This is a genomic window from Celerinatantimonas diazotrophica (genome assembly GCF_004339545.1).
GTDB classification, from domain to species: Bacteria; Pseudomonadota; Gammaproteobacteria; order Enterobacterales; family Celerinatantimonadaceae; genus Celerinatantimonas; species Celerinatantimonas diazotrophica.
This window is the reverse complement of the sequence record NZ_SMGD01000013.1, coordinates 107,194-130,189: the sequence shown is the minus strand read 5'-3', so window position 1 is coordinate 130,189 and position 22,996 is coordinate 107,194. Positions and strand designations below refer to the sequence as shown.

Sequence of the window (22,996 nt, the reverse complement as noted above, 5' to 3'; positions counted from 1 at the left end):
GCTAGTATTGAATATTCAAAAGCAAATAGATGTGATCACTTAAGAGGACTTTATGACAAAGCATGCGTTTATTACAGGGATAGGGCATCGGCTTGGCTATTATTTAGCATGTCAATTGCTCGAAAAAGGTTATAAAGTAAGTGGCCATTACCATCAGGAACGTCCAAATATTGAGTTGTTACGCGATCAAGGCGTGACTCTATTCCAAGCTGATTTTTGTCAGGAAAATTCTGTAAAAGATTTCATTGGGGAATTGTCTCATATTCAACAGTTAGATGTGTTAATTCATAATGCTTCAGCTTTTTTCCCCAATCAAAGTGATCCTTGGCAACAAGCTGAAGATTTAACGAAATTGGTGGCAGTGCACATGCAGGTACCGCTACTGATTACTGAAGTATTAAAGCAGGCACTATCTAATAGTGATAACGGCTGCATTGTGGCAATGACTGATATCTATGTACATCATCCTAACGAGCATTATTCGGCTTATTGTGCGAGTAAATCGGGGCTGGATAGTTTGATGCAGTCATATGCGCGGCTATTGGCACCTAGCGTTCGGGTTAACTGTATTGAACCCGGTCCAATACTGTTTTTACCAGAGCATTCCGAAGCCTATCGTCAACAAGTCATGCAACAAACCCTGTTAAATTGTGAAGGTGGATTCGAACCTATTTGGCAGACATTACAAATGATTCTGCAAAATCAGTTTTTAACAGGGGCTCGCATTGCTGTGGACGGTGGTCGCTCGGTCGCCAAGCTTTAAATGTTTGCCAGCCAGTGTGAAGCGAAAAAAAGGGCCATTCAAAGAGTTTTTATCATTCAGCTCTTGATATAAGCCCTTCAGATAATCAGGAACTTCAGCCTCGTCTAAGTGAGTGCGTTGCTGGCTATATGAGATAATGTCTAGATCGAGAGCTCTGTCTTTAATGCTTCGTTGCGGATCAGAACGGTCACGGCCATGGGTTTCTTCGAGTTGATTGAAGAATGCCTTAACTTCGCAGGCACTTTGTTCAGTTGTAAATTCGAATAGACTATTTACAAATAGCTTAGAACTATCTATGTTGCAGGGCTCAGTATATAAAAAAGACGAAAATCGGATCGGTGTTGAAAAATGGCGTATTAACTCTTCAACAGCATTGGGAACATGCTGTTCGGGGGTAATATTACTTCCTAAACTGCATAGATAAAACATTGATACTCCTTGTCTGGTCGGTGGAGTTATTCTTGTTAACGCTGCTATTTTAACGGTAAATGGCCTAATTTGGATCACTTAATGAGCGGTCAAATGCAAAAAGAACAATCTGTTACTTCTATTTCTCATTTTTTACTGGGATGCGCTTCTGTGGTGGTGGTGTTGGCTGGACTTAAAGCAGCAACGCCTATCTTACTGCCGTTTTTGCTCGCGTTTTTTATTGCTATTGTTACCAATCCTGCGGTGGTTGCTCTGACCCGTTGGCGTATTCCGCGAAGTGTTGCGGTATTACTAATATTAGTTTTTATCGTCATATTGATCTTTGGGTTTGCTGGTGTTGTCGGGTCATCCATTAGCGATTTTAAAGAAGCTATTCCACAGTATCGAACGCAGTTGCTTGCACATTTGTCGTGGTTAACGAAGGTGGCCGGGTATTTTGATATTCATCTATCTAAAGAAATGATCCGTAGCTATTTTGATCCGGGGGTGGTATTTGGCGTATTTGCGAATACCTTAAGTGGATTAAGCAGCATGGCAACGGATCTGTTTATTATTCTACTTACAAGTGTGTTCATGCTGTTTGAAGCGGAATCAATCCCAAAACGTTTGGCAAAAGATGGTCATTCTGGACGGAATTCACCTTTTTATCGGTTTACCCGAGCGGTCAATCATTACATGGGAGTGAAAACCTTAGTCAGTCTGATTACAGCAATACCAGTGACGATTGTACTTTGGTGGATGGGGCTGGATTACGCTATTTTGTGGGGATTTTTGGCGTTTATCTTAAATTTTGTCCCCAATATTGGCTCGTTGATCGCAGCTATACCCGCAGTATTATTGGCTATTGTGCAGCTAGGATTTAGTGATGCTCTCGTAGTGGCTTTAACGTATCTTGCGGTGAATTTAGTGGTTGGCAATATTATTGAACCTAAGATGATGGGGCGCGGGCTAGGATTGTCTTCCTTGGTTGTCATTCTGTCTTTAATCTTTTGGGGATGGCTGTTTGGCAGTGTCGGGATGTTGTTATCTGTGCCTTTAACGATGGTGGTTAAAATCGCCCTTGAATCAAATCCCAATGGTCAGCGTATTGCGCGGTGGTTAAGTCGTCAGGATGAATTGGATCATTAACCTCAATTTTTGAACGAGGCTCGAACTTAATTGCATCATAGTCAAGATCCAACCCTATATTCATCAACTTCTTGTCCTGTGCTATTTATTCAGTTGGAATCCATCGCTTGGCATTGACAGTGTTTTTAAAAAAAGGTTGAGTTTCATTAAAATCTGTGATTGTGAATAAAATGGCTGTTTTACGTGAAATTATCCACAAAATCTGTGGATTAAATTGTGGATTAAGCTTGGTGACTTCATTAATTATATGATTTTTAAGTATTTTTTGAGATGTATAAAAAATAGGTAGCCGATCACTAACCGATGATTAAATAACCTAACAGCATAGAAATTGCTATTTTTTAATCAATTTAATCACTTATTTACAACTCAAATTAACTTCATCTATGTATAAAAAAACCGCGAATCTCTCACTGGTAAAAACAGAAGAGAACGCGGCTTTAGGAGCACGTGATTCTTAAAAGGCTTAACTAGCCTGAGATGCTTGAATTGCCGTCAGTGCGATAGTATAGATAATATCTTCAACCAGTGCGCCACGAGACAAATCATTAACAGGTTTACGCATGCCCTGTAGCATAGGACCAATACTAATGAGTTCAGCACTACGCTGGACTGCTTTGTAAGTTGTATTCCCAGTGTTTAGATCAGGGAAGACAAATACCGTTGCTTTCCCTGCAACTGGGCTGTCTGGTGCTTTGCTTTTTGCAACGTTTTCCATGATTGCCGCGTCATATTGCAATGGGCCATCAATAGATAGGTCTGGGCGACGCTCCTGAGCTAGTTTGGTAGCTGCACGAACTTTATCGACGTCATCACCTTGGCCTGAGTTACCGGTTGAGTAACTGATCATTGCCACGCGAGGCTCAATCCCAAATGCGATAGCTGACTCAGCAGACTGAATTGCGATATCTGCAAGTTGTTCAGCAGTTGGATCTGGGTTAATTGCGCAGTCCCCATAGATCAGCACTTGGTCAGGCATCAGCATGAAGAATATGGATGAAACCAAGTTGGCGTTAGGGGCGGTTTTAATTAACTGCAGCGGTGGACGAATCGTGTTGGCTGTCGTGTGAACCGCGCCAGAAACTAGGCCGTCTACTTTGCTTTCAGCCAGCATCATGGTTCCCAGAACAACATTGTCTTGGAGCTGTTCACGGGCAACGACTTCGGTTAGCCCTTTTTTCTTACGCAGTTCGCACATTGGCGCAACGTACTGTTCACGGATTTCGTTTGGATCCATGATCGTAACGCCTTCTGATAATTTAACGCCTTCTTGAGCCGCAATGCGTTGAATTTCGTCAGGGTTGCCTAGCAATATTGAGCGCGCTATCCCACGTTCAGCTGCGATAGAGGCTGCTTTTATGGTGCGAGGTTCTTCCCCTTCAGGTAACACAATAGTTTTACCTGCTTTACGGGCCATTTCAGTTAACTGATAACGGAATGCTGGTGGCGATAAACGACGAGGTCGAGCAGACTCAGACGTGAGTGATTCAATCCAATGTTTGTCTACGTGACCGGCAATGTAGTCCTGAACCTGTTCAATGCGAGGTGCATCATCCACAGGGATATTCATATTGAAACTTTGCATGGCTAGAGCTGTTTGCCAAGTGTTTGAATTGATCAGCATCACAGGCAGACCAGTTCTGGCAAGAGCTTGTTCGCAAAGTTCCATCACTTCTTTTTCAGGCTGATAGCCACCAGTGAGCAGCATTGCACCAACTTTGACACCGTTCATGGCTGCCAGACAAGCGGAGACGATTACATCACTGCGGTCCCCTGAAGTGACGAGCAGACTTCCAGGTTTGATATGTTCAATCATGCTTGGAATGCTGCGAGCACAAAACGTAACACGACCCAGACGACGCGTGTTTAATTCGCCTTCATTGACAATGGTAGCACCTAAGTGCTCAGCTAAATCTTTGGCGCGTGGGGCAATCAGAGCTGGATTCCATGGGATGCAGCCTAAAATCCGCATTGGACTTTTACTGAACATCTGTAGAACTTCAAGGTTGTTCGCAGCTGCTGGCGCATTCTTGTCAAACATCTCAGCCAGATCTGGGCGGCTAGGATGTTTTTCATTAATAGGTGCACCGACTTTATTGATGATGCAGCCGATAATGCGCTTATTATTGATCCCACCAAAACTATTGGCGGCAATATCCATCCGCTCTTTCAGTTGTTGTGAGGAATCGCTACCAGGGGAAGTTACAAACACAATGTCGGCATCCAATGCTTTGGCAATACCATAGTTTACAGTGCTGGCATAAGAGCTTACATTGCTCGGAACGATGCCTTCCACAACAACAACTTCAGAACCTTTCGTTCCGTTATTGTAACGAGCGACGATTAATTCAAGCAGGTCATCAACTTGGTTTGCGCTGATCATGTTTTCAGCAACATCTGCGGCCAATGGTTCTGGAGGAGTAATGTTAGTTGCGTTAGTGATAATCGCGGTTGTACGGTCAGGACCTGCATGGCGGAAATAACTAGACTGTGCAATCGGTTTGAAAAAGTTTACATTGACGCCATTGCGTTCCATGGCGCGGACCATACCAAGACTGACCGAGGTGACTCCAGAGCCATCACCTACCGGTACTAACATAATTGTGCGAGCCACTGCTCTACCTCACTTATATGTTGATGAAACGAAGAAGGGACCGTTATGGCCCCTTCGGTTTTAATTAAGCTTTGCCTTCAACTAGGGCAGTCGCATCTCGTGCGATAACTAGCTCTTCATTAGTTGGAATGACAAACATGGCTGGGCTGTCATCGGTTGATATTTTTGCCGACGCTCCCAGAACGGCTTTAGCATTTGCTTCTTGATTAATATCAAGTCCCATTAGACCTAATTGGCTAACGATGCTAGTACGTGCGGGGGCAGAGTTTTCACCAATTCCCCCGGTGAAAATCACTGCATCGAGGCGACCGTCAAGAGCGGCTGTATATGATGCAATGTATTTCGCGATGCGATAACAGAATACTTCTTTAGCACGGGCACCGCGTTCATCACCAGCGGCTGAATGTTCTTCAACCCAGCGATAGTCGCTATTTACTTCACTAAGACCGAGCAGACCTGATTCTTTCGTCAACATGTGGTCCACTTCGTCCAGTGTATAACCTAAGCGATTCACTAAATGGGAGATAATAGCTGGATCGATGTCACCACTACGAGTACCCATGACAAGACCTTCAAGAGGTGTCAGGCCCATTGATGTGTCAACACATTCACCATTTTTAATAGCTGCGATAGAAGCACCATTGCCTAAATGAGCTGTAATCAAGTTGCATTCACTTAGGTCTTTACCTAGCATTTTTGCCGCTTCATTGGCGACATAACGATGACTGGTCCCATGTGCACCGTAACGGCGGATGCCATGATCGCGATACAATTTATAAGGTAAGCCATAAAGGTAAGCCTTACGAGGCATGGTCTGATGGAAAGCTGTATCAAAAACAGTGATGTGTTTTAAGTTAGGGAAGCTTTTCATTGCCGCGCGAATCCCAACCAGTGCTGGTGGGTTATGCAGGGGGGCAAAATCAGAACACTCTTCTAGGCCTTTAATGACGCTATCATCGACGATAACTGACTTGGTGAATTTTTCCCCACCACTCACGATACGGTGACCAACGGCAATAATGTGCTCGTTAAGTTCTGGGTTCTGGGCAAGAATTTTTTCAACGATGAAATCAATTGCTTCTTGGTGAGTGGCTTTAGCGCCTAAATCAGCTTTACTTTTTTCGCCATGCACTTTCCAGCCGATACGTGCATCATCAAGGTTTAAGCATTCTGCTAAACCTGTAATTTTTTCTTCTCCCGAATCAGGATTCAGGATTGCAAATTTGAGGGATGAACTGCCACAGTTCAACACTAGAACAAGCTTTTCGCTCATGGATCATTCCTGTTGATTGGACCAGAATATTAAAAATAAATCAGTTGTCAGATGCATGGTTTATCGTGAATCTGATAACTGCGCTATATATGAGTGTGGGCAGATTTGTTAGTGTTATAGTAATGTAATAAATAAGGATCTACACTTAACGTATGATGATACTACCCGACATGTTGAAAACGGGATCAGATCATATCGAATTTGTTGTAAAATAAATACTGAACTTTAAGTAAAATTTAGTTTTTTCGTAACAAAATAACTATTTGTTGGTTTAAATCAAAAATGGTATGGCAGGAAGAGAAGACATGAGTGATTTTTCGACGGCCATTAAAGACGGCGTTCATTATGCAAAACATTGGCCTAGTGAACCTGCCCTTGCGTCAATTTTTATTGAGCATCGGGTGATTAGCATGATTCCTTGGGTGAATAAGGTGATGCCGGCTTTAGCTGTAATTACATTGTTGTTACCTTATTTAGGCCAACAAATGCATATGTTGCCACAATCGGCTGTGTTTGCGGTGTTGTTTTTGTCTGCACCGTTCCATGTTTATTATTGGTTGGGGCATCGCTCCAAGACATTGCTACCCCCCTCATTGGCTCGTTGGTATCGAGAGTTGCATCATAAATTAAAACTCGCCAATGAGTCGATTCAGCCGATTGTGCAAAATCCCCGTTACATCGAGCTAGCTGATATTTTGAGCAAAGCATTTGAGCGCTTTGATCGTGGCTTTGTTATTTATGGTGATTCATAATTGATGCTTTAGGATTCATGCTGGTAGATATGCAGCGTGAACTGAGCTTCAACTGGTTCTTGGGCATGGGTAAATTGTGCTCGTATTGATGGTGTGAGTTTCCAGCTAAAAGGGGTCATTCCCATCAATCTTTCTCGATCAGTAGGGCTTAAGAGCATAGTGTATTGAATATTGATACTTTCTTTGAGTTGCAAGCCATCAATGGATTGTGGTTGATTGTTATGAGCTCTAAGATCTGTATAAATGTATTGTCTTAGCTGTTTTAGATGCCACGGGCCAGGCACAACTGTAATGAGTTGACCTCGTGGGTGAAGGCAGCGAATAACTTCAGCGTCGTGTTGTGGCGCAAACACGCGGGTTATCACGTCTAATGATTCAGTAGCAAAGGGGAGTCGTTGGTTACTTGCAACTACAAACTGACAGCTCTTATAGTGTTTGGCCGCATACTTTATTCCTTCTTTAGAGATGTCACATCCCCAGACTTGGTTCCTGCTGTTCTTTAATTGGTGAGTGTAAAAGCCTTCACCGCAACCAATATCTAAAATCGTTTTAGTAGCTACGCGTTCGTTGATGTAGGAAGCGAGTTGATCTGCTAATGGTTGATAATGACCGCTATCTAGAAATTGTTGGCGGTTATGGAGCATCTGTTTGTTATCGCCGGGCTCTTTAGAACGCTTGTGCTGCACACTTAGCAAATTAACGTAGCCTTCTTTTGCCTTATCAAAGCTGTGTTTGTGCTCACAGTAGAGCTGTTGATTTTTTACATGCAGAGGGGATTGGCAAAGAGGGCAGATCAGAATATCAGGCATAAGCAAGAATGGTTTGTTTAGGTCGCGCTATTTTAGCCAATCTAATGTATGGGTCAATTAAAGCCTGCTCTTCAAGCATAAAATGATAGTGACACACCGATTGGTGGTGAAACTAAAGCGGCTACAAGAGCCGCTTTAGTTTAAAAGATAACTTTAGGATTATATTCTAGGAGAATTTTTTGCAGTTTAGCCATGGTTTCTTTCGATGGTGGTTCTACGCCTTCAAGCGGATACGTTTCACCCATCTCTTTCCATTTATGTTCACCAAGGACATGGTAAGGGAGCATTTCAACTCTCTCAATGTTTTCCATATCTTGGATAAACTCACCTAGCAATCGGGCTGAACGTTCATCGTCTGTGTAGCCTGGAACGACTACATAACGGATCCAAGTTCGCTGATTAATTTGCTGTAGGTATTTTGCAAAATCTAAAGTTCGATGGTTACTGACGCCTGCCAAAACCTGATGAACTTCGTCATCGATCTGTTTCAAATCAAGCATAACCAAGTCGGTTTCACTTAACAGCTCATCAATGACTTCAGTGTGTTTTCGAACATACCCGTTTGTGTCTAAACAGGTATTAATTCCATGTTCATGACAGCTGCGGAAAAGATCGCGAATAAACTCTGCCTGTAAGATTGCTTCGCCACCAGATGCTGTGATGCCACCACCGCTGGCATTCATGTAACTCTTATATGGAAGCATTTCGTTGAGCAAATCATCAACGGTTACTTCTTTACCAGTATGTAGATCCCACGTATCGCGGTTATGGCAATACATACAACGCATTAAACAGCCTTGCATAAAAACAATAAATCGGATCCCGGGACCATCCACGGTACCACATGATTCAGTTGAATGAATTCGGCCTTTAATTTGTGCCATAACAACAAGCCTCCTATTAAAAAGGCCTTGTCCATATGGGCAAGGCCTTTTGCACCTGAATAATTACTTATTCTATCAGTTTACTTATACGATTACATGTGGTCTGTAAAGGTACGAGTAACAACATCCTGCTGCTGTTCGCGAGTCAGCGAGTTAAACCGAACGGCATAACCAGATACACGAATTGTCAGCTGTGGATATTTGTCTGGATTTTCCATTGCATCTAACAGCATTTCACGGTTCATCACGTTCACGTTCAGGTGTTGACCACCTTCAACGGCTTCTTCGTGGTGGAAGTAACCATCTAACAGACCTGCTAAGTTACCGCGACGAGATGTATCTTCTTTACCCAAAGCGTTTGGAACAATTGAGAAGGTATAAGAAATACCGTCTTGAGCGCTTGAGAATGGCAGTTTACCAACAGAAGTCAGTGAAGCTACGGCACCTTTTTCATCACGGCCATGCATTGGGTTTGCACCAGGAGCAAATGGAGCACCACCACGACGACCGTCTGGAGTAGTCCCTGTTTTTTTACCATACACAACGTTAGAAGTAATGGTCAGGATTGACTGTGTTGGAGTTGAACCACGATAAGTTTTCAGTGCACGAACTTTGTTCATGAACCGTTCAACTAAGTCACATGCTAATGAGTCAACACGTTCATCATTGTTACCAAATTTAGGATAGTCACCTTCGATTTCGAAATCGACAGCAATACCATCTTCGTCGCGAATTGGTTTAACTTTCGCATATTTGATAGCAGATAATGAGTCAGCTGCAACAGACAAACCGGCAATACCACACGCCATTGTACGATATACATCACGGTCATGCAGAGCCATTAATGAAGCTTCATAGCTATATTTATCATGCATGTAATGGATACAGTTCAATGCAGTGACATAAGTTTTTGCCAGCCAATCCATGAAGCCGTCCATTTTAGTAAATACTTCATCAAAGTCTAAGTATTCACTAGTAATTTTGTCCATTTTTGGACCGACTTGGATTTTTTTCTTCTCATCGATACCACCATTGATGGTATATAACAGAGTTTTAGCTAAGTTAGCGCGGGCGCCAAAGAACTGCATCTGTTTACCAATTACCATTGGTGATACACAACATGCGATTGCATAGTCATCGCTGTTGAAGTCAGGACGCATCAAATCGTCATTTTCGTACTGGATTGAAGATGTATCAATAGAAACTTTCGCGCAGAAATGTTTCCATGCTTCAGGCAGTTGTTCTGACCACAGGATCGTCATGTTAGGTTCTGGTGAAGGACCCATGGTGTACAGAGTATTCAAGAAGCGGAATGAAGTACGAGTGACCAGTGTACGACCGTCTAAGCCCATACCACCTAATGATTCAGTTGCCCAGATAGGGTCACCAGAGAACAAGTCATCATATTCAGGAGTACGCAAGAAACGAACCATACGCAGTTTCATAACCATATGGTCGATTAATTCTTGAGCTTCTTGCTCAGTCAGTTTGCCAGCAGCAATATCACGTTCAATGTAGATGTCAAAGAAAGTCGCATTACGACCAAATGACATTGCAGCACCGTTTTGTGATTTAACAGCGGCTAAGTAACCGAAGTAAGTCCATTGGATTGCTTCTTGAGCTGTTTCAGCTGGGCGACCGATATCGCAACCATAAGTTGCAGCCATCTGTTTAATTTGACCCAGAGCACGGTGTTCATCAGAGATTTCTTCGCGACGGCGAATAATCTCTTCCATGTTTTCACCGGTTTCTGTGGCTTTATATAAATCAGCTTCTAATCCGTTATGGATTTGAACTCGTTCAGCCATCAGGTAGTCAATACCGTATAATGCGATACGACGATAGTCACCAATAATACGACCACGACCATAAGCATCAGGTAAACCAGTTAAGATGCCGGCTTTACGACATGCACGAATTGAACTGGTGTATACGTCGAAAACGCCTTGGTTATGGGTTTTGCGATAATCAGTGAAGATGTGTTTTAGTTCAGGATCAAGAGTGCGGCCATATTCTTTGCATGAGGTTTCAACCATGCGAATACCACCGAAGGCAATGATTCCACGTTTCAGTGGTTTCTCAGTTTGCAAGCCAACAATGGTTTCTAAATCTTTGTTGATATAACCAGCATCGTGAGAGGTGATGGTGGATGCTTTGTCAGTATCAAAGTCAACAGGAGCATGAGTGCTGTTTTCAACTTTGATGCCTTCCATTACATCATTCCACAGCGCAGTAGTCGCTTCTGTGGCACCAGCAAGGAAACTTTCATCTCCTTCATAAGGTGTATAGTTTTTTTGGATGAAATCTCGAACGTTAGTTTCTTTTTGCCAATCACCCGCAACAAAACCTTTCCAGGCCTGAGTGTTTTGTTCTGCCATGTTATACCTACCTTTAACTAATCAGTAGAAAAGAAATTGATTCGCTTGCATTCAGTCTGTCGGTGGCAGCCGGCATAACCTGAACGAAATATGCTAAAACCAATACTCTGGTTTTTGCAGGATAGGATAAAAATCGACCAGTTTCATCTTTCCAAGCTGGTTAATTTCTTGTCCTTAACCCGCTGTTCTTAAGTATGGCTAGATTGTACAAAGGTGCTCGAGGTCACAACTTGATCATGATCAACCGTCCTCTGCTATTATGTAAATTAACTACATATATAGAGAAATAATTGCTCTGCAGATGAGCTTTTCCCTATCTTTTGTACCCTTTCTGAATTTTAAGCTAAGAAGCGCGCTAAATTGGTTGATATTTAGCCATCCTTATTGGCAAATTTGTTTTTTATTATCAATATTCTTTTTTCGTTGAACCCTTGACCACCAGGTTTATGTATCAGTGTTTCTATTTGTATTTTTTGCCGTACAATGGTAACTTCGCAGCCATAATACGTTGCATATATAGTCATGATTTACAGGTAGTTATTCATATGGGTGATATTCCTGCGCTGCAGGTCAAAGAGATACATAAAGTTTTTGGCAGCAACGAAGTCTTAAAAGGGATCGATTTAACTGCCCACAAAGGTGATGTTATCTCGATTATTGGCTCTTCGGGGTCAGGTAAAAGTACATTTTTGCGCTGTATTAATCTACTTGAGATCCCCACCAAGGGAGATATTGTGCTCCATGGTGAGACGTTGCATTTTAAACATAATCGTCAGGGGGAGCGGGTTCCGGCTGATAAAAAGCAGGTTCAACGCATTCGTTCAAAATTGGCAATGGTCTTTCAGAGTTTTAACTTGTGGTCACATATGACAGTGATGGACAATATCATTCAAGCACCAGTGCATGTGCTGAATGTTCCTCGTAAAGAAGCTGAAGAACGCGCTAAAGAGTTGCTAAATAAAGTTGGGTTATATGAACGACGTGATTATTACCCCGCACATATGTCTGGTGGGCAACAGCAACGTGCAGCTATTGCTCGAGCACTGGCGGTTGATCCTGAAGTCATGCTGTTTGATGAACCCACATCTGCATTGGATCCAGAACTGGTCGGTGATGTACTCAAAGTGATGCGTAACTTGGCTGATGAAGGTCGTACGATGGCTGTGGTGACCCATGAAATGAGTTTTGCTCGTGATGTTTCATCACATGTGATGTTTTTGCATCAGGGTGTGGTAGAGGAACAGGGGACGCCGCAGAAGGTTTTTGGAAATCCTGATTCAGAGCGCATGAAACAATTTTTATCCCCTAAGTATTAATATAAAAAATTGACTGGCTTCTTAAAATTATTAAGTAAGCCAGTTTGGTTATTTCTGTTTATCCGAGCCCTGCAAATGCAGGACGCTGTTGTATATTTTTTTGCCATTGATGAATACTTGGCCAGCGCTGATCAATCTCGATATCTAGTTTAGTTGCCATTTTCAGCATGATGAATGCGCTGATATCCGCCACACTAAAATTGTCTCCGGCAAGATATGGATGAGCTTTGAGTTGGGCCTCGAGTGTCGGAAGTAGCTTTCTAAACCGTAATAAAGCTTCATGTCCCCAGTCTTCAATGCAGTTTTCTCGGTCTTTATATATTTGGGTCAGATTGCGAATTGCTTGACCGATAAGCATAATGCCTTGCAGCTCTATAATTCGTTGCCACATCTCAACACGGGCTCGTTCTAAATGAGAAGTTCCAAATAAAGCGGGATGAGGGTGAATCTCTTCAAAATATCGGCAGATCGCAATCGACTCACACAAGTATTCACCATTATCAAGTTCAAGTGTTGGTACCAAGCCGTTGACGCTTTTGTTGTTAAAGTCTTCTTTCAGGTTATCTCCAGCTCTTACATCGATGAGCTCTCTTGGTATATCTAGCCCTTTTTCGGCGAGAAATAGGCTGACCCGCAGGCAGTTTGGAGTACTCGGTGTTTCATATAATTTCATGCTTTCTCCTCATGATGTATCGCCCCCAAAGCATGAGTCTATGCTATTGCAATAGCACCGGAAGATAAACCCATATTCTGGCGTAATACCATTTGTGAATAGATTATATTTTTATTCAAATTTTTCAATATGATGCCGATAATTATGCGATAGCGAATGACTTCACTTGTTTATTTGCGCAAAAAATAATGGTAAATGATGATGCTACAATTTAACCATGGGTATGCACCATTAGCATAAGCAATTAAAAAGAAACATGGAAAAAGACTTATTTGAAGGAAATATAGATTAAGGGATATCTATGAAATTATCAGTTGTAACAAGGATGATTATTGGATTTGCGGTACTCTTTGTATTAATTTGTGTTTTAGCTTGGATTGGCGAACAGACGGTGACGCATGTAACCAATCAAGAAGATATTGTGGTTCATCGATTGTTACCCATGACCGAAGAGACCAATCAACTGTCTGGCATACTGCTCAGTTCATCACGTCTGGTGGGTTTATATACAAATGCTAGTAAATCGCCTGAGCGCCAGCGGCTTAAAGCTCGTCATGATCAACTGAAAAATGTTTATCAAAGTACGGTTCAGTCCTTATTACATAATGCGAAATCCTATCCAGTCATGGCGCAGCCTTTGCGAGATATACAGCCGCTTGCTGACAAAGTGTTTTCTGTTGCTGACCAGCTTATGGATTTACATGAAAAACTACTGAACAATAAGCAACAGGTTCAACAGCTCCATCAAACTTATCTTTCTGACTGGGCCTATTTTAAAGATGATGCTCAATCGGTAAATGATTCGGTTAATTCTTCACAACACTGGTTGACATCATCATTGATGAGCACAGGGATTTCTATTCAGCGAATGCTTAATAAAGCGTTTTATGAGAATGACCCGCAGAAAGTGAAGCAAGAACTGAGTGTCATTCATTCATATATCAAATCGTTTAATAGTAAGTTTAATCAGCTCAAAGATAACGTGGGACAGGCTAGTGATGATTTAGCGCCATATGCTCAATCATTACAAAGCCTAACGGCACCGCAAGGGTTGCTCGCGAAAATGAAGCAGGTCGGTATCTTTAGTTCAGAGCAAGCTGCTTTATTCGGTCAGCTCAATCAAGTGATTGATCACACGCTTAGCATTGTGCGTGAAGCTCATCAACGCCTGAGTCAAATTAGTGCTGAGGTTGCCAAGCAAACTCAAGCTAATGTTGAAAGTTCTCGATGGTGGATGGTGACTGGTGTGGTCGTCTCGTTAATTTTAGCGATCTTAGTTGGCATTAATCTGGTTCAGAGCATTCGGGACCCTCTCAAACGCACGCTTAGCCATATTCAGCGCATGGTCGCTGGGGATTACAGCCAACAATTAACGATTAAGAGAATGGATGAGTTTGGGTTGATATCCACTCAATTAAATGAACTGACCGTGCAACTTAATCAGATTGTGCGCTCTATTATTGATGATGCTAGTTTGCTGGAAAAACAAGCGGAAGATGGTGTTCAAGCCTGTGACCATACTCGCGAGCTAATGTCGACGCAATCGCAAAAAACTGAAACTGTCGCCAATAATATGCAACTTATGGCCGAGCAAGTCCGTGAAGTGTCTCAGCAGGCGGATGCCTCTGGCGAATTGGTGACCAGCGTTACTGAGCAAACTCGTGAGGGGCGCGCCGCCATTCAACAAACATTGTCGATGACGACTCAGCTTCAAGAGATGATGACGGATATCGTTGGTCAGATGAGTGCGTTGCAGGCTCGTAGTCAAGATATTGGTTCAATTGTTGATGTGATTGAGAACATCTCTGAGCAAACGAATCTATTGGCTTTAAACGCAGCCATTGAAGCCGCTCGAGCCGGCGACCATGGCCGTGGGTTTGCAGTGGTTGCAGATCAAGTGCGTCATCTAGCGACTCAAACGCAAAGTTCGACACAGGAAATTTTGCAAGTGATCCAGACGTTGCAATCGCAATCAGAGAAAAGTGTTCAGATGATACAAACCGGACAACAGATGACCCAAGAGTGTGTAGAACAAGTTAATCGTAATGATTCAACGTTACAGTCAATTGCTGAGCAACTGAATACAACCCAACAATATAGCGAGCAGATCATGGAGCAGGCTCGTCAGGCATTGGCTGTGGTGAATGATGTCAGTGAACATTCTCAACAAATTGTTCATCTAAGTCAGCAAGCCGATCATGAGGCCTCTGTGCAACAAGACGGAAGTGTGGCGTTAAAAGATCGCTCTGAACAGCAATTAAGACGGATGGACCAATTTAAACTTGCATAATAGTAAAAATTTGCCAAAGTTGAATCAATAACTTACTTCATAAAGAGCAAGTTGCATGGAAACATCAAATGATATTTTTATATGCGCGCTATTGTTTGATGGACAAGGTGGCGCTCAACCACTTGATGCCGAGCAGATAGAAAATTGGCAGCCGGATCAAGGTTTACTGTGGTTGCATATTGATTGTGCTAACGAAGCGGGGCGGCAGTGGTTAGTGCATCAAAGTGGGATTGATGAAGTTTTAAGCACAGCTTTGTTAGATGAAGATACTCGACCTCGAGTCACTCATTTTAGCGCCCTACAATCATTGGTTTTTTTAAGAGGGGTTAATTTAGCACAGGGTGCTGAGCCTGAAGATATGGTCTCATTGCGCATTTTTGCTACTCGTGAGCGCATTTTAACAACGCGCTGGCGCAAGTTAATGTCTGTTAGTGACATTATTGCGGCGTTAAAAAGAGGCGAAGGTCCAGTGAGTACGAGTGACTTTTTAGCTCAGATTAGCGACTTGTTGCTTAATCGTATCGATACGGTTGTTGAAGAACTTGAAGAGCAGATGGATGAACTTGAAGAAACGCTGATTGATGAAAATGCCCAGCGTTTAAGAGGTGATTTAAATGCTTTGCGACGGCGTAGTATTAAATTACGCCGTTATTTGGGGCCGCAGCGTGAAGCGTTGGCAAAACTGGCTACTGAAAGAAGGAGTTGGATCGATGAGGATAGTCGGTTGCAGTTGCAGGAATGCACTGATCGCTTAGTTCGTTTTGTTGAAGAGCTCGATGTCATTCGTGAACGGGCCATTGTTGCCCAAGAAGAGCTAACCAGTCAGGTTTCAGATCAGATCAACCAACGTATGTATGTTATGTCGTTGATTGCTGCGATCTTTTTACCATTAAGTTTTATTACAGGGCTTTTAGGCATTAATGTCGGTGGCATCCCATGGGCACAAAGTCCTTTGGGATTTGTCATCGTAAGTAGTTTGCTGATTGTGATCGGTGGACTTATTCTGGTCCTGTTTAAATTCAAAAAATGGTTCTAGTGGTTCCTCGCATTTCTGTATTGATTACATTCCATATTGATAGCAATGCTGTGAATGACGCTCTTACGACAGTTAACTCCATTTCATTCTATTTCTAACTGAATGTAGGTGTTTTTAGCATGTAGTTGATTGACTGTTTGGTCATCACTAATTTTTGTTGAGTTGATAGAAAACGGCGCGTTGTTCTAATCCTCCTTCACGAGGATGGGAGCAGACTGACTATAATGGCGAAACACCGAACAAAAAATTTTATGATTCAACTGAGTGATGTTATGTTGCTATAAAGTGACTTGACCTATGAATTATCTTCTATTTAGGTCAAGCCAGGTTTGTTTATAAGTTTGAGTGATCGAAGGTCAGTTTGTGATAGCCGCGCAAACGATAATTGAGAAGTGAGCAGAGCCAGCAGGCTATCATAATCCCGACAATCCAAAAGCCGATATTGCCTAGATGACTATTCGCATTTTCGATCCATTGGCTGAAACCTGACTGCCAATCGCCTTTCTCGGCTAGGATACCTAGCGCCTCAAAACCACCGATTACAAACGCAATAATTAACGATGATGCAGTAATGGTAAGGTTATAATAGAGTTTACGAAAGGGTTGTTCAAAAGCCCAGCCATACGCTTTAACCATAATGACGTTATCAACTGAATCGATCAAAGCCATGCCTGCAGCAAACAGAGCAGGGAAGATTAAAATAGAACTCAGTGGTAATCCATGAGATGAACTTGCCGCTGAAATTGCCAGTAGCCCGACTTCGGTTGCGGTATCAAAACCAAGACCAAATAAAAAACCAACTAGGTACATTTGCCAGCTGTGATTAATAAAACGAAATAGTCGGCGATATAACCATGTCATAATGCCTCCGCCCAGAGGCTCGTCAATAGCGGTATGTATCCCTTGATAATTCCCTTTTTTTACCTGCCGGAATTTTTTTAAAATATCTTTAAAAATTAAAAAGTTGATAAATGCTAGGAGTAATAAAAACAGTGCTGAAACGGTCGTCCCAATGGTGCCACCAACATCCTGAAACCAGCTTAATTTACTGCTAAATTCACTCGTTGCGACTCCGACTAAAATTGAGGCCAGTACAACAATGGTTGAGTGCCCCAAAGAGAAAAATGCCCCGACAGCAACGGGCTCTTTGTCTTGTTGCATCATTTTTCGAGTCACGTTATCAATTGCGGCAATATGGTCAGCATCGACAGCATGGCGCAACCCATACGTCCAGGCCAACAATGCCGTGCCGATTAAAGCAGGGTGGTGATTAAAGGTGATAAACGCCCAAATCCAGATCACTAGATTTAAAGCACTCAGGCTGCTTAGCAGTAGCAGTCCCTTGGTTCGGATTGAAACTGTATGTGACACAATAACGGCCTCTTGTTGATGGCAGAGCTGAACGATTTCATCCATGAGAACGTGTTATGACTTAGGCAAGCTCATCAATGCATCGTTTCGGTAAAATCGCCAAAAAATATACTCTTTTTGCCCACTGAGAACTATCTTAAAGTATGCATTTTTTTAGAAAAAGTATGATTTAAGTCATTCAATTTGCGATCGGTCTAGATGTCTTAATGTGCCGTTCACTCTGATCGCAATAAGAAGAATTGTGCAATGGTTGTCTCTTCATTCTTTGGGTTAAGGGGCAGTTGGGGGGCATCTAAAGACTGATGGATAGAATTAGAATTAAGAGTCAATTCATCTGGCTAGTTTCTATGGCACAACTGGCTCTATGGGCAATGAATATTTGTTTTTAAGCTGTTCTAAAATGCTTAATCCATGAGTAAGGAAGCAATGATGGAAGTAACCAACGACTATGTTTATCAACTGGACCGAGAGTATGTGTTTCATTCGTGGTCCGTTCAATCACAAATCGATCCATTGGTCATTGCCGGAGCACAAGGATGTAAGTTGTGGGATTATCAAGGCAAAGAGTATTTGGATTTTTCCAGCCAGTTGGTCAACGTTAATATTGGCTATGCTCACCCTAAAGTAATTGAAGCCGTGCAAAAACAGGCTCAGGAGCTGTCGATGATTGCGCCTGCTACTGCGAATTTAGCCCGTGGTGAGGCGGCCAAACGTATTATCGCGCACGCTCCAGATACTTTTAAAAAAGTGTTTTTTACGAATGCTGGTGCCGATGCCAATGAAAATGCGATTCGTATGGCTCGTATTTTTACCGGAAAATCAAAAATCCTATCTGGTTATCGTTCTTACCATGGCAATACCGGCAGTGCGATTGTTGCAACGGGTGATCCCCGCCGTATTCCTAATGAATATGCACACGGCCATGTTCATTTTTTCCAACCGTACCTGTATCGCAGTGAGTTTTACGCCGAAGATGAAACACAAGAATGCGAGCGCGCACTTGCTCATCTGCGTCGGGTGATTGAGCTAGAAGGTCCTGATGCGATTGCAGCTGTATTACTTGAATCGATTCCCGGAACTGCTGGCATTTTGGTGCCGCCTCAGGGTTATTTAAAAGGGGTTCGCCAGCTGTGTGATGAATTTAATCTGGTGATGATTTTAGATGAAGTTATGGCTGGTTTTGGCCGGACCGGAAGCTGGTTTGCATTTGAACAGTTTGGTGCCGTACCTGATTTAGTGACCTTTGCTAAAGGCGTTAATTCTGGATACGTGCCAACGGGCGGAGTGATGCTGAGTGAATCTATCTCTGAGTTTTTTAATGATCACTTTTTCCCTGGGGGGCTGACATATAGTGGCCATCCGTTAGCTATGGCAGCCATTATTGCGACACTTGATGCGATGGATGAAGAAAAAATTGTCGAAAATGCAGCGAGTATTGGCGCGAATGTATTGTCATCGGGGTTAGCGGCACTTGGAGAAAAACATGCGATGATCGGTGATGTCCGTGGGAGCGGTGTATTCTGGGCATTGGAACTGGTGAGTCATCCTGAGACTAAATCACCATTGGCATTAGAGAAAGTTGCTGCAATTAAAATGGATTTAGTCAAGCATGGGTTATTGCCATTTGTTGCTGGTAATCGTATTCATATCGTTCCGCCATGTGTGATTAGTAAAGAACAAGCAATGCAAGGCCTTAACATCCTTGATGATGTTCTGGGCAAACATACAATTTAAGTTGTAACAAGCTCATGTTAAAGCCGCAGTTCATTGGAGCTGCGGCTTTTTTATTGCATGGATTATTAGGCAAGTTTTATGTCAGACTAGAAAAGGTTCAAGCTTAATCATTAAGGAATGTTAAATGAGCCAATATTGCATGGTGTTAACGACAGTAGACAGCCAAGCTAACGCTGAGCTGATTGCCCAAAGCCTACTAAGAGAAAAGTTAGCCGCTTGCGTACAAATTCAGCCGATTGAAAGTTATTACTCATGGCAAGGTGGTATTGAGCATCAAGCAGAGCTGATGTTACGGATTAAAACTCGATGTGATTGCTACGAACGATTGCAACAGCATCTTTTAAAGATACATCCTTATGATGTCCCGCAAATTATTCAAGTGCCTATCATGACCGGTCTTCCTGATTATCTGGCGTGGTTGGATGAAAACTGCTTGGCAACTGGAACGAATAACGAACAACAATTCAGTGAATAGCTAAAGAGTGAAATTCAGGCATACAAAAAACAGCCACGAAGGACTGTTCAAATGGCCAGTAATACGATATGCTCCTCAGGTTTGTGTCTAAGAAATTATAAAGAGGAAAGCTATGCGCATAGAATCAGACTTGAAATTGGGCTTCAAGGACGTTTTGATTCGGCCAAAGCGCTCAACACTTAAGAGCAGGTCTCAGGTTGAAGTTACTCGGCAGTATACGTTTAAACATTCTAAGTGTCAATGGTCTGGTGTACCTATTATCGCTGCCAATATGGACACGGTTGGTACCTTTGACTTAGCTAAGGCGTTGGCTGCTCATCAGATGGTGACCGCGGTTCATAAACATTATAGCGTTGCGCAGTGGCAGGAATTTTTAGGTGAAATCCCCGCAGACTACCAGCATTATTTGATGGTGAGCACTGGTACGAGTGAGAATGATTTTACCAATACTCGCAAAATCATGGCATTGAGCGATAAACTCCAGTTTATCTGCATTGATGTGGCAAATGGTTATTCAGAACATTTCGTTCAATTCGTCGCGAAAATTCGGAATGAATTCCCAGGCAAAACCATCGTTGCTGGTAATGTTGTGACAGGGGAGATGGCTGAAGAATTAATTATTAGCGGCGCGGATATTATCAAAGTAGGCATTGGTCCTGGGAGTGTTTGCACGACGCGAGTTAAAACGGGGGTTGGTTATCCGCAACTTTCAGCGATTATTGAATGTGCGGATGCAGCACATGGATTAGGTGGCCATATTATTGCTGATGGTGGATGTACGTGTCCTGGTGATGTTGCTAAAGCCTTTGGTGGCGGTTCTGATTTTGTCATGCTCGGAGGTATGTTAGCTGCTCATAATGAGTGTGGTGGTGAAGTGGTTGAGCACGATGGTAAACAGTTTATGCGCTTTTATGGCATGAGCTCTCAGGCCGCTATGACTAAGCATTCTGGTGGTGTTGCCGATTATCGTGCCGCAGAAGGGAAGATTGTTGAATTACCTTTACGCGGCAGTGTCGAGCATACCGTGCAAGATATCTTAGGCGGCGTTCGCTCTGCTTGTACTTATGTCGGAGCAAGCTGTTTAAAAGAGCTCAGCAAACGAACCACTTTTGTGCAAGTGCGTGAACAAGAAAATAATGTATTTGGTAAAGAGAAATAGATTGCCGCGCTAAATAGAGAAGGCGATAGTGTATATCGCCTTGTTTAGAAAATTCGTATTTGATTTAATTATGCAGTCTCATTATGACATTAATGATGCCAAGCTAATCCCTTAAATTCATTTATATCATCAGATAGCTACTGGATCGGTGAACTTTCTTAATGCCTTGTCAATGAAAACCTGAACTTTGGCTCGACGCTTAGGCTCAGCTGGATAAATAAGATGCATTTGTCGAGGTGGCGGCGTGAATTCATTGAGAATAGTGAGCAATTTTCCGGTTATTAGAAATTCTTGTACAAGCACTCGCGGAGCCATGACGATTCCCTCTCCAGCTAGTGCAGCTCGAAGCAGTGCATGGCTATCATTTACTCTGAGCCTTGCAAATATGGATTGTACAAATTTTTGTCCGTCTTGATTAAAGGGCGAGTTGCGAATCACTTATATGACAAGTTAACGTCTGTCATTACCTATTTTTTATCGTTTTAGGCAGTGGATATAGCCTGTATTGTCACCATGGAATTCCATCGTTGACTCAGGTGTTTGAAATTGGCGTGATGATCGGCTTTTTACTAGGTGGCTATCTGTTAGCCAAAGACAATATCAATGGTTGGTTTTGTTTTTCGTTGATGAATTTATCGATGAGAATGTTAATGCTGATTCAGCACAAGCCCATTTTGGCCATTCAACAGGTCGTTTCATTAGCGTTTGTATTGTTTGGCTTAATCGAAATTATTAAAAATTATAAACGGCATACTGCCCCTTTAGTGCATTAAATAAACTGGTTTTCCCTGTCACAGTTTCACTGTAATGTATGATGGTGACTGTGATTGAGGGAACATTTATGGAAAGTGTAGTTGACCGGGAGATTAGCAAGTTTGAGCGGATTTATATTAACAGAACATTACGCCATCAACGGGTTGGTACAACTATCGGGAAGGTGCTTCTATGCGGGTTAATTGCTGCAATCTTTTTGCCGTGGGTGATTCTTTTTTATAAATCCAAGCTGGTTATTTTATCCTCAATGATAGTCGTAGGGTTTATGATTAGACCTATTTCTAATATGTTTAAGAATATTACTATTTATGACAATTATGCTCGTACTTGCCAGACTGTAATAGATTCGCAGACACAAACAATAAGTTCGGGTCAACCCGGTGCAGAAACACATATTCAGAAATTTTATGTTTATGGTAAAGAGCTACTTATTCCACCTGGTAGCGAAGGTGTTGTCTCTGAATGTGAGGATAAAGAAGTTACGTTGACTTACGTTGCTTGTCATCAGCTCCATACACCAAGTTTGTTAAAGTGCTTTATGTTTCCAGAAGGGCTCATTCTACTGGCTCTTCATTGTGATGATGAAACACTCATTGATATCCATAATATGTTGAAGATTTATGGGACCCGGCCATTTGCATCTAATTTTATGAGCAACCTTGTTACACTCGTATCAATGATTGCTACAGCAGCGCTTTTTTTCTATTGTTGGGTTGAAGTAGATTGGTTACATGGCAATGGTTTTTTTGAGATAGTAATTATGATAGGTGGAGTTATTCTTTGGCCGATTACTTCACTAGCCATTATACTGATTCCCTATTTCCTTTATGTAAAAATCAGAAAAATATTTAACCCCTATTATAGGGAAGACCCATTGAGTTATGAAGAAAAGCTTAAAGGAAAAACAAGCCATATTGAACTTGAAAAAAGCGATTTGTTTACTCGTAAATAATTGGGTATGTTACGTGTGATTAGATTAAATAAAGTGGCTATGTTTGGATGTGCAATATTTAGCAACATGTTATCACAGCTTTTTTAATAACATGTGGCTAAAGTAGTGATTGAACGGCTTGGCTAAAGGTTACTTAGATAAACGATTCATGAATTGAGTATGTTGGAAAATAATAATGTTCTGTAA

General features: G+C 42.2%; 20 protein-coding genes. 11 read left to right on the top strand and 9 right to left on the bottom strand.

All coding sequences use genetic code 11. From position 1 onward, the window contains the following. The first annotated feature begins 52 nt into the window (after nucleotides 1–52). The gene (locus tag EV690_RS09740) at nucleotides 53–763 is read left to right on the top strand and encodes an SDR family oxidoreductase (protein WP_131912821.1); all 711 of its coding nucleotides are present in this window, start codon (nucleotides 53–55) and stop codon (nucleotides 761–763) included. Here EV690_RS09740 and EV690_RS09735 read toward each other — a convergent pair. Next, the gene (locus EV690_RS09735; RefSeq protein ID WP_131912820.1) at nucleotides 710–1,192 is read right to left on the bottom strand and encodes a 2-amino-4-hydroxy-6-hydroxymethyldihydropteridine diphosphokinase; all 483 of its coding nucleotides are present in this window, start codon (nucleotides 1,190–1,192) and stop codon (nucleotides 710–712) included. The genes EV690_RS09740 and EV690_RS09735 overlap by 54 nt on opposite strands. Nucleotides 1,193–1,285: 93 nt before the next feature. Between EV690_RS09735 and EV690_RS09730 the strand changes: the two genes are divergently transcribed. Further along, nucleotides 1,286–2,320 (top strand): AI-2E family transporter, encoded by a 1,035-nt coding sequence (locus EV690_RS09730; protein WP_131912819.1) that lies wholly within the window; start codon nucleotides 1,286–1,288, stop codon nucleotides 2,318–2,320. 466 nt (nucleotides 2,321–2,786) lie between these two features. Here EV690_RS09730 and pta read toward each other — a convergent pair whose 3' ends face one another. Continuing rightward, a complete protein-coding gene (gene pta, locus EV690_RS09725; RefSeq protein ID WP_131913117.1) occupies nucleotides 2,787–4,919 on the bottom strand; it encodes a phosphate acetyltransferase in 2,133 nt (710 codons plus the stop codon). A 79-nt stretch (nucleotides 4,920–4,998) separates the two neighbouring features. Further along, nucleotides 4,999–6,207 (bottom strand): acetate kinase, encoded by a 1,209-nt coding sequence (locus tag EV690_RS09720; protein WP_131912818.1) that lies wholly within the window; start codon nucleotides 6,205–6,207, stop codon nucleotides 4,999–5,001. Nucleotides 6,208–6,512: 305 nt separating this feature from the next. Here EV690_RS09720 and yfbV point away from each other — a divergent pair, with 305 nt between their 5' ends. Continuing rightward, nucleotides 6,513–6,959, top strand: coding sequence for a terminus macrodomain insulation protein YfbV (gene yfbV / locus EV690_RS09715; protein WP_131912817.1), 447 nt, complete (start codon nucleotides 6,513–6,515; stop codon nucleotides 6,957–6,959). An 8-nt stretch (nucleotides 6,960–6,967) separates the two neighbouring features. Here the strand turns inward: yfbV and rlmA are convergent, their stop codons facing one another. The 3 genes from rlmA to pflB all read right to left on the bottom strand — a co-directional run bounded on the left by rlmA (nucleotide 6,968) and on the right by pflB (nucleotide 11,030). Continuing rightward, nucleotides 6,968–7,768: a 23S rRNA (guanine(745)-N(1))-methyltransferase gene (rlmA, locus tag EV690_RS09710; RefSeq protein WP_131912816.1), complete on the bottom strand. Its 801-nt coding sequence runs from the start codon at nucleotides 7,766–7,768 to the stop codon at nucleotides 6,968–6,970. A gap of 140 nt (nucleotides 7,769–7,908) precedes the next feature. Further along, entirely contained in the window at nucleotides 7,909–8,652 is a 744-nt protein-coding gene (gene pflA, locus EV690_RS09705; protein ID WP_131912815.1) for a pyruvate formate lyase 1-activating protein, read from the bottom strand. 92 nt (nucleotides 8,653–8,744) lie between these two features. Further along, nucleotides 8,745–11,030, bottom strand: coding sequence for a formate C-acetyltransferase (gene pflB / locus EV690_RS09700; RefSeq protein ID WP_131912814.1), 2,286 nt, complete (start codon nucleotides 11,028–11,030; stop codon nucleotides 8,745–8,747). Nucleotides 11,031–11,575: 545 nt separating this feature from the next. On the opposite strand from pflB, the gene EV690_RS09695 reads away from it, so the two are divergent. Beyond that, complete coding sequence (locus EV690_RS09695; RefSeq protein ID WP_131912813.1) at nucleotides 11,576–12,346, top strand: ABC transporter ATP-binding protein; 771 nt, start codon at nucleotides 11,576–11,578, stop codon at nucleotides 12,344–12,346. Between the two features lie 58 nt (nucleotides 12,347–12,404). On the opposite strand, the gene EV690_RS09690 is transcribed toward EV690_RS09695, so the two are convergent. Beyond that, entirely contained in the window at nucleotides 12,405–13,019 is a 615-nt protein-coding gene (locus tag EV690_RS09690; protein WP_131912812.1) for a glutathione S-transferase family protein, read from the bottom strand. 301 nt (nucleotides 13,020–13,320) lie between these two features. Between EV690_RS09690 and EV690_RS09685 the strand changes: the two genes are divergently transcribed. Together EV690_RS09685 and EV690_RS09680 are read left to right on the top strand one after the other, a co-directional pair. Next, nucleotides 13,321–15,309, top strand: coding sequence for a methyl-accepting chemotaxis protein (locus EV690_RS09685; protein WP_131912811.1), 1,989 nt, complete (start codon nucleotides 13,321–13,323; stop codon nucleotides 15,307–15,309). Between the two features lie 55 nt (nucleotides 15,310–15,364). Further along, entirely contained in the window at nucleotides 15,365–16,345 is a 981-nt protein-coding gene (locus EV690_RS09680) for a zinc transporter ZntB (protein ID WP_131912810.1), read from the top strand. A 333-nt stretch (nucleotides 16,346–16,678) separates the two neighbouring features. Here EV690_RS09680 and EV690_RS09675 read toward each other — a convergent pair whose 3' ends face one another. Then, nucleotides 16,679–17,719 (bottom strand): HoxN/HupN/NixA family nickel/cobalt transporter, encoded by a 1,041-nt coding sequence (locus EV690_RS09675; protein ID WP_207907524.1) that lies wholly within the window; start codon nucleotides 17,717–17,719, stop codon nucleotides 16,679–16,681. A 408-nt stretch (nucleotides 17,720–18,127) separates the two neighbouring features. Between EV690_RS09675 and EV690_RS09670 the strand changes: the two genes are divergently transcribed. The 3 genes from EV690_RS09670 (at nucleotide 18,128) to EV690_RS09660 (ending at nucleotide 21,084) form a co-directional block, all read left to right on the top strand. Beyond that, nucleotides 18,128–19,450 carry an aspartate aminotransferase family protein gene (locus EV690_RS09670; RefSeq protein ID WP_224055015.1) on the top strand — a complete coding sequence of 441 codons (1,323 nt, stop codon included), beginning with the start codon at nucleotides 18,128–18,130 and terminating at the stop codon, nucleotides 19,448–19,450. A 124-nt stretch (nucleotides 19,451–19,574) separates the two neighbouring features. Next, complete coding sequence (gene cutA, locus EV690_RS09665) at nucleotides 19,575–19,925, top strand: divalent-cation tolerance protein CutA (RefSeq protein ID WP_131912808.1); 351 nt, start codon at nucleotides 19,575–19,577, stop codon at nucleotides 19,923–19,925. A 112-nt stretch (nucleotides 19,926–20,037) separates the two neighbouring features. Next, on the top strand, nucleotides 20,038–21,084 hold the full coding sequence (locus EV690_RS09660) for a GMP reductase (protein ID WP_131912807.1): 1,047 nt from the start codon (nucleotides 20,038–20,040) through the stop codon (nucleotides 21,082–21,084). Nucleotides 21,085–21,213: 129 nt separating this feature from the next. Here the strand turns inward: EV690_RS09660 and EV690_RS09655 are convergent, their stop codons facing one another. Beyond that, nucleotides 21,214–21,522, bottom strand: a complete 309-nt coding sequence (locus EV690_RS09655; protein WP_131912806.1) for a LysR substrate-binding domain-containing protein — start codon at nucleotides 21,520–21,522, stop codon at nucleotides 21,214–21,216. 89 nt (nucleotides 21,523–21,611) lie between these two features. Here EV690_RS09655 and EV690_RS09650 point away from each other — a divergent pair, with 89 nt between their 5' ends. Then, complete coding sequence (locus EV690_RS09650) at nucleotides 21,612–21,857, top strand: hypothetical protein (RefSeq protein ID WP_131912805.1); 246 nt, start codon at nucleotides 21,612–21,614, stop codon at nucleotides 21,855–21,857. Nucleotides 21,858–21,925: 68 nt separating this feature from the next. Then, the gene (locus EV690_RS09645) at nucleotides 21,926–22,810 is read left to right on the top strand and encodes a hypothetical protein (protein ID WP_131912804.1); all 885 of its coding nucleotides are present in this window, start codon (nucleotides 21,926–21,928) and stop codon (nucleotides 22,808–22,810) included. Nucleotides 22,811–22,996: the final 186 nt, after the last annotated feature.